This window comes from Tangfeifania sp., assembly GCF_055108615.1.
Genome location: NZ_JBSQIC010000101.1, coordinates 1 through 12,486 on the forward strand (window position 1 = coordinate 1; position 12,486 = coordinate 12,486).

The 12,486-nt window shown below is 42.9% G+C and carries 13 protein-coding genes and 1 tRNA gene; 6 read left to right on the forward strand and 8 right to left on the reverse strand.

Going from position 1 to position 12,486, the window contains the following annotated elements:
• Nucleotides 1–205: 205 nt before the first annotated feature.
• A tRNA-Lys gene (locus ACTCNA_RS15935) sits at nucleotides 206–278 on the reverse strand.
• A 69-nt stretch (nucleotides 279–347) separates the two neighbouring features.
• On the reverse strand, nucleotides 348–1,865 hold the full coding sequence (locus ACTCNA_RS15940) for a glycoside hydrolase family 10 protein (RefSeq protein ID WP_462948928.1): 1,518 nt from the start codon (nucleotides 1,863–1,865) through the stop codon (nucleotides 348–350).
• A gap of 128 nt (nucleotides 1,866–1,993) precedes the next feature.
• Between ACTCNA_RS15940 and ACTCNA_RS15945 the strand changes: the two genes are divergently transcribed.
• The 6 genes from ACTCNA_RS15945 to ACTCNA_RS15970 all read left to right on the forward strand — a co-directional run bounded on the left by ACTCNA_RS15945 (nucleotide 1,994) and on the right by ACTCNA_RS15970 (nucleotide 7,511).
• On the forward strand, nucleotides 1,994–2,845 hold the full coding sequence (locus tag ACTCNA_RS15945) for a BadF/BadG/BcrA/BcrD ATPase family protein (protein WP_462948929.1): 852 nt from the start codon (nucleotides 1,994–1,996) through the stop codon (nucleotides 2,843–2,845).
• On the forward strand, nucleotides 2,838–3,653 hold the full coding sequence (locus ACTCNA_RS15950; RefSeq protein ID WP_462948930.1) for an N-acetylmuramic acid 6-phosphate etherase: 816 nt from the start codon (nucleotides 2,838–2,840) through the stop codon (nucleotides 3,651–3,653). The genes ACTCNA_RS15945 and ACTCNA_RS15950 overlap by 8 nt, the downstream gene beginning before the upstream one ends.
• Nucleotides 3,654–3,702: 49 nt before the next feature.
• Nucleotides 3,703–3,828 (forward strand): hypothetical protein, encoded by a 126-nt coding sequence (locus tag ACTCNA_RS15955; RefSeq protein WP_462948931.1) that lies wholly within the window; start codon nucleotides 3,703–3,705, stop codon nucleotides 3,826–3,828.
• Between the two features lie 308 nt (nucleotides 3,829–4,136).
• Entirely contained in the window at nucleotides 4,137–5,474 is a 1,338-nt protein-coding gene (locus ACTCNA_RS15960; RefSeq protein ID WP_462948932.1) for a Gfo/Idh/MocA family protein, read from the forward strand.
• 89 nt (nucleotides 5,475–5,563) lie between these two features.
• Nucleotides 5,564–6,622: a DUF6807 domain-containing protein gene (locus ACTCNA_RS15965; protein ID WP_462948933.1), complete on the forward strand. Its 1,059-nt coding sequence runs from the start codon at nucleotides 5,564–5,566 to the stop codon at nucleotides 6,620–6,622.
• A 19-nt stretch (nucleotides 6,623–6,641) separates the two neighbouring features.
• Nucleotides 6,642–7,511 carry a sugar phosphate isomerase/epimerase family protein gene (locus tag ACTCNA_RS15970; protein ID WP_462948934.1) on the forward strand — a complete coding sequence of 290 codons (870 nt, stop codon included), beginning with the start codon at nucleotides 6,642–6,644 and terminating at the stop codon, nucleotides 7,509–7,511.
• 145 nt (nucleotides 7,512–7,656) lie between these two features.
• Here the strand turns inward: ACTCNA_RS15970 and ACTCNA_RS15975 are convergent, their stop codons facing one another.
• The 6 genes from ACTCNA_RS15975 to ACTCNA_RS16000 form a co-directional block, all read right to left on the reverse strand.
• Nucleotides 7,657–8,385 carry a hypothetical protein gene (locus tag ACTCNA_RS15975; RefSeq protein ID WP_462948935.1) on the reverse strand — a complete coding sequence of 243 codons (729 nt, stop codon included), beginning with the start codon at nucleotides 8,383–8,385 and terminating at the stop codon, nucleotides 7,657–7,659.
• A 127-nt stretch (nucleotides 8,386–8,512) separates the two neighbouring features.
• Nucleotides 8,513–9,529 carry a 3-dehydro-L-gulonate 2-dehydrogenase gene (gene yiaK, locus ACTCNA_RS15980; protein ID WP_462948936.1) on the reverse strand — a complete coding sequence of 339 codons (1,017 nt, stop codon included), beginning with the start codon at nucleotides 9,527–9,529 and terminating at the stop codon, nucleotides 8,513–8,515.
• A 1-nt stretch (nucleotide 9,530) separates the two neighbouring features.
• Nucleotides 9,531–9,854: a MazG nucleotide pyrophosphohydrolase domain-containing protein gene (locus ACTCNA_RS15985; RefSeq protein WP_462948937.1), complete on the reverse strand. Its 324-nt coding sequence runs from the start codon at nucleotides 9,852–9,854 to the stop codon at nucleotides 9,531–9,533.
• Nucleotides 9,855–9,925: 71 nt separating this feature from the next.
• Nucleotides 9,926–10,843, reverse strand: coding sequence for a TIM barrel protein (locus tag ACTCNA_RS15990; RefSeq protein WP_462948938.1), 918 nt, complete (start codon nucleotides 10,841–10,843; stop codon nucleotides 9,926–9,928).
• 53 nt (nucleotides 10,844–10,896) lie between these two features.
• A complete protein-coding gene (locus ACTCNA_RS15995; RefSeq protein ID WP_462948939.1) occupies nucleotides 10,897–11,610 on the reverse strand; it encodes an SDR family oxidoreductase in 714 nt (237 codons plus the stop codon).
• A 40-nt stretch (nucleotides 11,611–11,650) separates the two neighbouring features.
• Nucleotides 11,651–12,486, reverse strand: an 836-nt coding sequence (locus ACTCNA_RS16000; RefSeq protein WP_462948940.1) for a glycoside hydrolase family 43 protein, incomplete at its 5' end; no start/stop codon positions are given.

The following is a 12,486-nucleotide window of genomic DNA, read 5'->3' on the forward strand; positions in this document are numbered from 1 at the left end:
CAGTGAGAAGCCTATATTTTTGCTGTACAGTATTACTATGTCCTTTATAGAAAACCTTCGGCATAATCGAATAATAATTACTTAATCCCTGAATTGCTGCAATATGTAAATATATATATATTAGATAGATTTGTTGTACCTATGTTGTACCCGTCCTGAAATTACGAAGGCACCTCCATCGCTGAAAGTGCCTTGTTTATTGTTGTCGGCCTGCAGGGGCTCGAACCCTGGACCCGCTGATTAAGAGTCAGCTGCTCTGCCAACTGAGCTACAAGCCGCAAAAGCTACAAATTTAGCTGATTGGATTTAGAAATCAATTTTTTTAATGAATTTCGTTTTCAATCTTATTAAAGTTTTAAGATCACCGGTTCACTCAGTTCACTTTCGTTGTTCAGACGATCGAGTACCGACATACGCACCTCATATTCTTTTTTATCTTCATTAATTCGCCGGAATTTGAATTTGTCGTCTTTAGCGGGAATAATGGTATAGATAAACTCCGGGTTGGCAGGATCGAAACGGGTTCCTTTTTCGTTCATGTAAATCACATAACGCCAGGGCTTATCCATTTCGTTCTGCGCTTCTTTAATTTCCCATTTCACACCTTTCCACCATCGTTTGTTAAACTCGTTCACCGGTTGGGGCGGCTGATTATCAATCCACGGCATTGGCGGCACAATTGCCGGATGCCGGTACAAATCGAATGTCAGGCTATCCTGAAACCCTTGCAAGTTGCGTTTGAAATGCTTGCTGCTGTAAAAAGCTGATCCGCCAATTTCGGGAATTATACGCAAATACCTGATTTGAGCCGGGAGTTCGCCGGGCTGCGTCCATTCGGGTACATTTGAATTCACATTGCTCTTGTAAACGCCGTGGCCAATGTACATAGCACGGTCATAGGCATGATTCCTCCACCAGCGGCAGAGTAATTTGAAATCGACCAGCGGATGTCCAATCTTCCAGTAAAGCTGTGGCAAGGTGTAATCGATCCAGCCCATTTCCTGCCATTTAATAATGTTGGCATACAAATCGTCGTAATTGGTAGCTCCCGCACGGGTACCGGAACCCTGCGGGTCGTCGGCTATATTTCGCCACACGCCAAACGGGCTGATGCCGAATTTCACCCACGGCTTGGTGGCTTTAATGGTTTCATTCAGTTTTTTTATGATGATGTCCACATTTTCGCGTCGCCAGTCGGCTTTGTTTTCCGGGAAAAATCCACGGTTATAGCGGGCAAATGAAGCGGTGTCAGGAAATTCTTCTTCCAAAGGATAAGGGTAAAAATAGTCGTCGAAATGTATGGCATCCACATCGTAACGGGCCACAATATCTTTTACCACTTCGGCCACAAATTCGCGGGTTTCGGGCAATCCCGGGTCAAAATAGAGCCGGTTGCCATACTTCAAAATCCACTCAGGGTGTTGAAATGCAATGTGATTCGCAGCCAGCGGCTGCTCAAAATTTTGAGCCACGCGATAAGGATTGAGCCAGGCGTGCAATTCCATACCACGTTTGTGGCATTCGTCAATCCAGAATTCCAGCGGATCGTAATATGGATTTGGAGCCGCCCCCGGTATGCCGGTCAGGTATCGCGACCACGGTTCCAGTTCAGAAGGGTAAAATGCATCGGCACTCGGCCGAACCTGTAAAATAACAGCGTTCATTCCCAGCCGCTGGTGCATGTTCAAAATATCGATAATTTCCTGCCTCTGTTCGTCAGTGGAAAGTCCCGGTTCCGATGGCCAGTCAATGTTAACCACCGTAGCTACCCACACACCGCGGAATTCATATTTTGGATAAACTGGCTGAGAAGAAACTGAAAAACAAAAAAGTGACACAATAAACAGTGACAGAAAATTCTTCATTTCTATTTTTCTTTTGGTGCAAACAAAGATATTTATTTTAAAAGATAGTGTGATGCAGCCCAATGAAAATTCAGAATCCATTTTGAGTATAGCTTTTTAAGTTCTACTTTTGAATAAATATTATAGTTATGATTCTCGTTGCAGACAGCGGTTCCACCAAAACTAGCTGGTGTGTTTCCGATTCAGATAACACTAAAAAATTCTATTCAACAAATGGAATTAATCCTTTTTTCAGAACAACGGAAGATATTGTTGCCGAACTCAGAAAAGAGCTCGTACCAAAATTAAAAAGGGAAATTACCGCCGTGTATTTTTATGGTGCCGGAGTGGTAAACGATGAAAAGGCCGGCGTGATAAAAAATGCACTCTCTCAACTATTCCCCGGTGCCACACTCGAAGTGGAAAGCGATTTGCTGGCTTCAGCACATGCCACACTTGGTGAAAAAAGCGGAATTGCCTGCATTTTGGGTACCGGCTCCAATTCGTGCCTCTATGATGGAAACAAAATAACTGCGCATGTTCCGCCGCTGGGATTTATCCTTGGCGACGAAGGAAGTGGGGCTTACCTTGGCCGTAAATTGGTTGGCGACTACCTGAAAAAAATTATGCCCGCTGAGCTCTCCGGAAAATTTCAGCAAAAATTTCCGCTGCAATACCACGAATTTCTGAACAGTGTTTACAAAGAGGAAAAACCCAACCGGTTTCTCGCCGGCTTTGTTCCTTTTCTGAAAGAAAATATTGAAAACGAATATTGTGACAAAATTGTAAGGAGTGCATTTGATGATTTTATCACCCGGAATGTAGCCCAATACGAGGGGTACCAGCAACTTTCAGTTTGCTTTGTGGGTTCAGTTGCCTTTCATTTTCAGGAACAACTGCTGAAAGTGCTTGTTGAAAAAAATATTACCCCGGGAACGATAATTAAAGAACCCTTGCTAAATTTGCTGCACTACCATTTACAAAATTCTAAAAATGAATAGCATAACTGAATCGAGTTCGCCTTACGACAACCTCGAGAAAATGAGTGTTCGGGAATTGCTGGAAGGCATCCATAACGAAGACAAAAAAGTGCTGCCGGCTGTTGAAAAAACCATTCCGCAAATTGAAAAACTGGTAACCGAAATAGTACCCAAAGTAAAAAAAGGAGGCCGGTTGTTTTATGTGGGGGCCGGCACCAGCGGGCGGCTCGGAATTTTGGATGCCTCGGAAATACCACCAACTTTCGGTGTTGGCTACGACATTGTAATCGGCCTGATTGCCGGCGGCGACCAGGCTATTCGGAAAGCGATTGAGGCGGCTGAAGACGATGGAAATCTGTCGTGGGAAGAATTGAAAAAATACAATATCGGTGAACTGGATACAGTAGTTGGAATTGCAGCTTCGGGAAGAACGCCTTTTGTTGTGGGGGCTGTTAAAAATGCGCGGAAGGAAGGAATCCTTACGGCCTGCATTACCAGTAACCCAGGTTCAGTACTGGCACAAAATGTTGAAATTCCGATTGAAGCAGTTGTGGGCCCTGAGTTTGTTACCGGCAGCACGCGTATGAAATCGGGAACCGCCCAAAAATTAATTTTGAACATGATTACCACCACACTGATGATTCAAATGGGACGTGTGAAAGGCAACCGGATGGTTAACATGCAGTTAACCAACCAAAAATTGGTGGAGCGTGGAACCCGTATAATTATGGAAGAACTGGGTTACCATGAAAAGAAAGCCCGCAGACTGCTTCTTTTACACGGGTCGGTAAATAAGGTTTTGGAAGAGTTTGGGAAAGAGAAAAAATAACTTCCTTTAAGCGGGGAAAATTATTCAGGTTAAAAAAATTGATATCTTTGTGCCTGATAAGACAAAAGGGAAGTATCCCAAAGTTCAAAAAACAGAACGAAAATATTTAAGAAAAATCATCTGGCTTGCATCTTTGCAAGTTTATGGTTTATTAGGTTTAGTTGGTTTAGGTTAAGTCCCGAAAGGGACAAAAAGGCTGTCCTTTGACAGCCTTTTCTTTTTTATTTAAATCCCTATAAAATCCACTTTAAATACAAATCTGATTTATAACATCAATTTTTATTTTCATTACAATTATTAATGTTGTAATTTTCCGGTAACGTACACGACAATCGAGATGATCTATAAATTATTAAAATTATTCATTAAAATTGATATGCCTATGGATAAATGAATACCTTAATTATATGTAATCAAATAAAAGTATCTGGCTTATTTAACTGTGGAGGCTTATTGAATTCAACAATATAAAACTAATAAAAAATGAAAGAAACAAGAAGAAAATTTATCAAAAAATCTGCTGTTGCAGGTACAGGAGCAATTGTTGCCCCAACTATCATCTCTGCAAAAGTATTTGGTGCAAACGACCGGATAAACGCTGCTGTACTTGGGCTTAACGGAAGAGGAAAAAGTCATGTTTCAGGTCTGATGAAGCAGGATAATGTTCAGGTTGTAACATTGTGCGACCCGGATATGAACGTGCTCAAAGAAAGACAGACTGACTTTAAAGACACTTACAACCAGGATGTGAAACTTGAGCAGGATTTGCGAAGAGTGATGGATAACAAAGACATTGATGTGGTGAGCATTGCAACACCAAATCACTGGCATTCATTGGCAGTTATCTGGGCATGTCAGGCTGGGAAAGATGCTTATGTAGAAAAACCGGGTTCGCACAACATTTGGGAAGGCCGGAAAATGGTTGAAGCTGCCCAAAAATACGATCGAATCGTACAGCACGGAGTTCAGCTAAGAAGTTCACCGGCAGTCAACCAGGCTATTCAACTTTTGCGCGATGGTTATATCGGAAGAGTTTACATGGCCCGCGGATTGGTTTTTCGCTGGCGGCCGAGTATTGGTGACAAGGGATTCTCTCCTGTTCCTGAAGGACTCGACTATGATTTGTGGACCGGACCGGCTCCGAAACGCCCGTTCACACGCAACCTGGTTCATTACAACTGGCACTGGCACTGGGATTACGGAAACGGTGATGTTGGTAACCAGGGAATCCACGAAACCGACCTGTGTATGTGGGGACTGGATGTTGGTTTACCTACTGAAATTACTTCGATGGGAGGAAAATTCCTTTGGGACGATGCCAAAGAAGTTCCCGAAGTGCTTACATCTGTTTATAATTATCCGGAAGAAAACAAAATTATTCAGTTTGAAGTACGGCCATGGTGTACCAACACTGAACAAGATGTTACCGTTGGTAATATTTTTTATGGCGACAAAGGAATACTTGTAGTGGATGGCTACAGTAAATTTAAAACCTATTTGGGAAGAGACCGTGAACCCGGAATTTCAGGCGACGACGGTGAAGCTGAAGCTACAGGAATGGCCAGGGGCGCAGGAGGAACCGACGGTCACTTCGCCAATTTTATTGAAGCAGTGCGTAAACACGATGCCAGCGTGTTGAATGGCCCGGTTGAAACTGCACATCTTGCTTCAGGCCTGGCACATCTCGGAAATATTGCTTACCGGTTAGGCAAAGTACTTAATTTTGACCCGGGCGCCGAGAAATTTGTAAATGATCCGGAAGCCGATCAAATGCTTACCAGGAACTACCGCGCCAACTATGTTGTTCCCAACAAAGTGTAAAACATGGGAATGTTTTTAATTATAAAAGAAGCATTTGTATTTTTGGTCAAACAATTGTATTAAGTGCTTCTTTCAAAAAAACACAAAAAATGTATGAAAGAATGAATTTCAGAAACGGACTTATAACTATTGCCCTGTTTTTCACCGCAACTTTGTTTTGCCAGTGTGGAAACAAACAACAAATTGAATTAAAAGTCAATAAAGCAGAAAAAAAAGTTGACGTATTATTTGACGGACAGCTTTTTACTTCCTACATCTACCCCGAAAATATTATGAAACCGGTTCTTTGGCCGGTGATTTCTCCTGAAGGAAACATGCTCACCAGAAGCTATCCGATGGTCAACAAAGAAGGTGACCGCACCGATCATCCACACCATGTGGGAGTTTGGTTAAACTACGGAAATGTAAACGGACTTGATTTCTGGAACAATTCGGAAGCCATTCCGCCGGAAAAAAAAGAGGACTATGGCCACATAGAGCATGTTTCAGTTGAAAAAGCTAAAAGTGGAAAAAATAAAGCCGAACTGGTTACCACAGCAGAGTGGCTGACTCCTGACAATGAAAAACTGCTGGATGAAGAAACCAGGTTTATTTTCAGGCAGGAAGATGATGACATTCGGATTATTGACAGGGAAACCACTTTAGAAGCAGTGGCCGATGAAGTAAAATTTACCGACAACAAAGAAGGCATGTTTGCAATAAGGGTTGCCCGCGAACTGGAACTTCCGTCTGACCAACCAACAAAACTGCTTGATTCGCACGGGAATGTGACTGAAGTAAAGCAAATGGACAATTCGAAGGTGAAAGGAAATTACAGGAGTTCTGAAGGTGTTGAAGGCGCCGAAGTTTGGGGAACCAGGGGCAGATGGATGAAACTTTCGAGCGAAATAAACGGCGAAAAAGTTTCACTGGTAATTATCGATTACCCTTCAAACGTGGGTTACCCCACCTACTGGCACGCGCGTGGCTACGGACTGTTTGCTGCCAACACGCTTGGTCAGAAAATATTTTCGGATGGCGAAAAAGAATTGAATTTCAGTATGGACAAGGGTGACACAACAACTTTCAAATACAGGCTTGTTGTTGCTTCCGAAGATCTGAGCGACGAAAAAATCAACGAGCTGGCAGATGAGTTTGCCTCAATGTAATTTTGAAAAAATCAGCAAAATGGATCACTCAAGAAGAAGTTTTATACAGAAAAGCCTGGTTGCCGGCACGGGGTTAGCTTTATTAAATCCGATGACAGCATTTTCAATGCAAAAAAAATCGGGGATGCAACTGGGGCTGGTAACTTATCAGTGGGGAAGAGACTGGGATTTGCCTACCTTAATTACCAACTGCGAGAAATCAGGGTTGCCGGGCGTTGAATTACGCACACAACATGCGCACGGAGTTGAAACCTCCCTCAATAAAAATGAACGTTTGGAGGTAAAAAAACGGTTTGCCGACAGTCCCGTTACCTGTGTCGGATACGGATCGAATTTCGAGTATCACAATGTTGATCAACGTAAAGTTAAAGAGAACATCAAAGGAACAATTGATTACCTGAAACTTTGCAAGGATATTGGTGCAACAGGAATCAAGGTAAAACCAAACGGATTGCCTCCTGAAGTACCCAAAGAAAAAACCATTGCCCAAATTGCTGCTTCGTTAAACGAATGCGGGAAAGCTGCAAGCGATATGGGACAGCTCATTCGGGTTGAAGTACACGGCAAGTTAACACAGCAACTGCCAAATATGAAAGCGATATTTGAACAGGTAACCGAAAACAGTGTGAAAATTTGCTGGAATTGCAATGACCAGGATTTACTGCCACCCGGACTGGAAGCCAACTTCAATTCAGTAAAAAAATGGTTTGGCGACACGGTTCATATTCGCGAATTAAATGTGGGTGATTATCCTTACCCGAAGCTTATGAATCTGTTTTCGGATATGAACTACGATGGCTGGATTTTGCTTGAGGCAAGAACATCTCCTGATGACAGAATCGCAGCAATGAAAGAACAAAAACGATTGTTCGATGAAATGATCTCATAATACCATTTATCTTTCGCATAGATAAAACTGATAAAAAAAGGTGTATCGAAAAGTAAAATTCTTTTGATGCACCTTTTATTATTTGTTTTCAAAAATTTGAATGACCACAGGTCGTAACCCTGCTGATCACAATAGCTTACCTACATCAGGAACCCCATGTAATTTCTTTTTCAGCAATGGCGATTTCCTTAATATTATAAAGAAAATCGTCCTGGCTAACACCAGATTCATAAGTAAAAGCCTGGACCTGCAAGGTGTAATTTTCGCCGGAATAAGCTGAACCATCCCAGTTTCCTGAATCCTGATTTATATCGTACTCATCGGCCGTTGCAATAAGCGTATAGCTCAGAAAAATAACTTCTCCATCTTCATCCAGCAACTTCACTACTTGGCCGTCGGCATTTTCGGGCGTTTCCCATTTAACGGTCATACTTTCAACATCTGAATGATAAGTGGTTTCAGTAATTACGGGTAATTCCAAAAGTCCGTTTTGTACCAAATCAGTCTGCTGAATTGCTTCTCCGTCCTGGCTTTCCACATCAAAAACATACTGACCTTCGACGGGAAATGTGGCCGAATAATCATCAGCCGAGGGTTCTTTATAATAAGTGTAAGTTGAACTTTCTGATGCGTCAAGTGAAAAAGTATCACCTGCACCCGACGGTGGTGTTACCGTTGCAGACTCAATTGCTTTGTTCCCGTAGGCAAAATAAGCAATGCCGTATTTCATTTCTTCATTCATTTTCTTTTTTACGATGTATGCATCAGCCTGCAACTCAAATACAACATTTTCTTCCTCATCGTTACACGCAAAAAAGAAAACCGGAAGTGCCAAAATCAATAAAATGTTTTTGTAGAATCTTTTTGTTCTCATGATTGTTGCTTTAATTATTCAGATTTCAAAATTAATAAATACATGAATTTTCAAGTTGATGATGAATCCCATGAGATTAACCTTCAACCGGTTATTTTTATTTCGTAAAAAGATGAAAAAAGTGGTATCAGGGTTGCTTCAGGTCTACAATTTTTTTCCAGATTTTTTTAAGTACCGGAATCCCATTATCCAGGTTCTCTTTTCTTGTTTCCACTACCCTTTCGCCGGGAAAACGGATTGCGGATTGATTTTCATCCTGAACAGAAGCTTTAACATCATCGATTATTTCATTAATTGTTTGTTCGATTGCCGGGAAGTTGCTCAGCTTTTTTGTGTCGATGGCAATAAAAACCTGCGAAACTCCATATTCAGCTTCCAGTTTGCTGAGCTCTTTTGTTGAACGACCTGCCGATAAAACGGTTGCCAAAATATCCAGCAAAAGTGAAAGTCCTGCACCTTTCCAGTAGCCGATGGGCAGCGCGCGGCGTGTCTCCAGAATTTCGGAAGGATTGGTTGTGAGGTTTCCCTCGTTATCAAATCCGCCCGGAAACGGTAATTTCTTATTTGCCATTTCGGTTGCTTCCATTTTGCCATACGAAAACTGGGTCATAGCAAAATCGAGCACAATTGCTTCATTTTTGTAAGGCACTGCAAAAACCAGCGGGTTGTTCCCCAGCCGGCTGTCTTTGGCGCCCCATGCCGGCATGTTTTTTTCGGTGTTGGTCCAGCCTATAAAAACAAAACCTTTTTTAGCCGCCTGCCAGCCATAAGTTCCGCCACGCATCCAGTGGTTGGTATTTGCAATTGCAACACAGCCAATCCCATTTTCTGCTGCAATTTCCATGGCGCGATTTGCACAGAATTCAGCATTTAAAATTCCGGGTGCCAGGTTCCCGTTCCATTGTTCGAGCGCACCTGCCGTGTGAACCAGTTCAGGCTCAGCATAAGGATTCACATACCCCTTTTTCAGGTAATCCACAAACCGCGGAAAGCGGTAAACACCGTGCGAATAAACGCCTTCCAAACTATTCGCTGCAAAAACTTCTGCGCATTTTTCAGCTTTTGTTTCTGTGAAATTAGATTTGAGCAGAATATTTTTAAATTCGTCTTTCATCTCTTCAAAAGGCACTCGAATCGATTCCATGTTAAGCAGTTTTCCAGGTTCGGTTTTTATTGATTTTTTCTTTTGCCCGAAAGGCTTTTTCCAAATCGATATTTTTGCGGTTTGCTATGGCGCACAGATAGATAAAAATATCAGTCAGCTCATCGCCAACTTCAGTAACATGCGAATTGGAATCTATTGCCAGTCCTTCTGTTTTTCGAATGGCTTTGAATAATTCGCCCACTTCTTCTCCCAGCAACAGGCATTTATCAATGGTCGATTGTTCGGAAAAACCACGTTCCTTTTCCAGTTGGCTCACATAGCTTTGATAATCTGAAAGTGTTGGCTGATTTTTCAATTCCGGCATAATGTATTTATATTTTAAATCCTAAACTTTATTCAAAATTAGGAATTAAGCGAATGATATAACCATATCCATTAAATTTGCCCCAGGGCAGACCTTACATTTTTCAGCAGCACCGGAACTTTTTCAAACGGGTCGCCTTCACCAAGCGTTTCAAGCGGCAGGTAGCCACGGTAGCCGGCATCTTTGATGATTTTAAAAAGCTTTACAAAATCGGTGGGTGTTTCTTTCCCATCAATCCACACATTTTCCTTGATTTGCCAGGTCACCGCCTTGTCGATGTTTTTCTGAATTTCTTCGTAGGGATCATGCAGCCGGTAACTTCCAATGTCGAGGTTCAGTCCAAGCCATTCCGAATTCACCATTTCAAATAATCGGTTTACATCGGTTGCTGTTTTGAGAAAACCGTTGTGGTTTTGCACCGCGATAATTACGCCGTACTTTTCGCCCATTTCGCAACAGGTTTTGAAATCTTCTGCCATCCAATCAAAAACCTGGTCGCGCGAATAACCTTCATGCTCATGATGGCCCGGAAAAAGCCGAATGGCCGGAACACCCATTTTTGCTGACGCGACCAGCCACTGTTCAATCATTTGGATGTCGGCTTTGCGGCTTTCTTTATCTGGGTTGGCAAAGTCGTTTCGCACACCGGTTCCGCTGATGTCCAATCCCAGCAGGAATGCCTGCCGTTTAAATTTTCGGATATAATCATCCAAAGGGACATCGGGATATCCCGGAAAATAATACCCTGTTGGGTCAATGGCATAGAAATTATATTTGGCACAAAAATCAAGCACATCGAACAAATCGATTTCACCGGCACGCAGCGGATTATTAAACGAATACACATTTAAACTGAGTTTGAACTTGTGTGAAAAAGGATCCATTACTTTCTCAGAGTCAGAAAACAGAGAAGGCAACCCAACTGCTGTTACGGCAGGTACGACTGCCAGCGATTTGATGAAATTTCTGCGGGAATTTGATGTATTCATAATCAGGTTTAATAAATTTTAATAAATATACATCGAATGTTTTAATTGTAAAACTACAAACTTTTCGGGTTAGTAATTACCACCTCTTTTACACAAGCGCCGGGCGACAGATTCAGCAACCAGCGGATGGTTTCAAACAAATCTTCGGGCTGGATCATTTCTTTCGCTTCCAGAGGTGTTCCGGCTTCCTGCGCCATGTTCGTATTTACCCACGCCGGGCAAAGGGCAGTAACTCTTATTCCCTGTGGTGTGAGTTCGCGGTAGAGGGATTCGCTGAGACCCAGTAACCCGAATTTGGAAGCGCAGTATCCGCCACTGCCGGCAAAACCAACTTTTGCAGAACGCGATGCCACGTTAAAAATGTAACCGGACTGCTGCTTTTTCATTACCGGAACTACTTCCTGCGCAAAAACAAGTTGCGCCACCAGGTTGGTTTCCAGCATCGATTTAAAATCCTGCTCAGGCAAATCAAGCGAACCGCCAAAATGAGTGCCGGCATTGTTCACAAGGATATCAATCCGGCCGAATTGCCTGACAACTTCGGCAACCATTTCTTTCACTTTCTTTGAATTGGTGATATCGAGTGAAAATGAAACTGGTTGCGGACCAACGGCTTTTGCAATTTCATCAGAAACTTTTTTCAAATCATCCTGATTTCTTCCGAGTAAAACCGTCTGGTATTTCATTTTTCCCAAACCAATGGCAATGGCTTTTCCTATTCCTTTTGATGCGCCGGTGATAATGGCGACTTTTTTTGTTGTTTCCATAATTTTTTTGTGTTGTAAAATATTTTGGTGAGACGAAGATCTAATCCTTCATCGGATCGATTGTTTGTATCGAGCCATCTTCATTGTGAGTCAGTTTTGTCATTTTTATATTCCGTAAATGGTTTTTCCCTGAGAGCTGTGTGTCGTGATAAAACAGGTACCATTTTCCTTCGAATTCTACAATCGAGTGATGATTGGTCCATCCCTGCACCGGATTTAAAATTACGCCCTGGTAGGTAAACGGCCCGTACGGATTGTCGCCTGTGGCGTACACAATTTTGTGGGTGTCGCCGGTTGAATACGAGAAATAATAAGTTCCGTTGTATTTGTGTACCCACGCAGCTTCGAAAAACCGGCGTTCGTTGTCGCCTGCAAGCAGCGGGTCGCCGTTTTCATCCAGAATCTGCACATCTTTTGGTGTTTCTGAAAAGCTGAGCATGTCATCGTCCATTTTAGCAATTTGCGGATTCAGCGCCGGCTCCTCGGCAGCGGGTTCTTCTCCATCCGGGTCATATTCTCCATTTCTCCATCGCTGCAACTGACCACCCCAAATTCCGCCAAAATACATGTAATATGAACCGTCTTCATCTTCGAAAACTGCCGGATCCATGCTGAAACTTCCGGCAATGGGGTCGGGCTCAGGAGTGAACGGGCCTTCGGGATTATCGCTCACTGCCACACCAATTTTGAACACATCATTTTTGTCTTTCATTGGGAAATAGAGGTAGTACTTTCCGTTGGCGTGCGCGGCATCGGGTGCCCAAAGCTGGCGGCCTGCCCATGGAATTTCGTCAACCGACAGCACCTGGCCGTGGTCGGTAACTTCGCCGCCGGGTTGCTCCATCGAAAAAACGTGGTAATCGCGCATGGCGTACT

Excerpts from the sequence above, each read along its gene's own strand:
- ACTCNA_RS15965 (WP_462948933.1), top strand. The coding sequence starts at position 5,564 with ATGTATGAAAGAATGAATTTCAGAAACGGACTTATAACTATTGCCCTG.
- yiaK (WP_462948936.1), bottom strand. The coding sequence starts at position 9,529 with ATGGAATCGATTCGAGTGCCTTTTGAAGAGATGAAAGACGAATTTAAA.
- ACTCNA_RS15985 (WP_462948937.1), bottom strand. The coding sequence starts at position 9,854 with ATGCCGGAATTGAAAAATCAGCCAACACTTTCAGATTATCAAAGCTAT.
- ACTCNA_RS15970 (WP_462948934.1), top strand. The coding sequence starts at position 6,642 with ATGGATCACTCAAGAAGAAGTTTTATACAGAAAAGCCTGGTTGCCGGC.
- ACTCNA_RS15995 (WP_462948939.1), bottom strand. The coding sequence starts at position 11,610 with ATGGAAACAACAAAAAAAGTCGCCATTATCACCGGCGCATCAAAAGGA.
- ACTCNA_RS15960 (WP_462948932.1), top strand. The coding sequence starts at position 4,137 with ATGAAAGAAACAAGAAGAAAATTTATCAAAAAATCTGCTGTTGCAGGT.
- ACTCNA_RS15945 (WP_462948929.1), top strand. The coding sequence starts at position 1,994 with ATGATTCTCGTTGCAGACAGCGGTTCCACCAAAACTAGCTGGTGTGTT.
- ACTCNA_RS15975 (WP_462948935.1), bottom strand. The coding sequence starts at position 8,385 with ATGAGAACAAAAAGATTCTACAAAAACATTTTATTGATTTTGGCACTT.
- ACTCNA_RS15940 (WP_462948928.1), bottom strand. The coding sequence starts at position 1,865 with ATGAAGAATTTTCTGTCACTGTTTATTGTGTCACTTTTTTGTTTTTCA.
- ACTCNA_RS15990 (WP_462948938.1), bottom strand. The coding sequence starts at position 10,843 with ATGAATACATCAAATTCCCGCAGAAATTTCATCAAATCGCTGGCAGTC.
- ACTCNA_RS15950 (WP_462948930.1), top strand. The coding sequence starts at position 2,838 with ATGAATAGCATAACTGAATCGAGTTCGCCTTACGACAACCTCGAGAAA.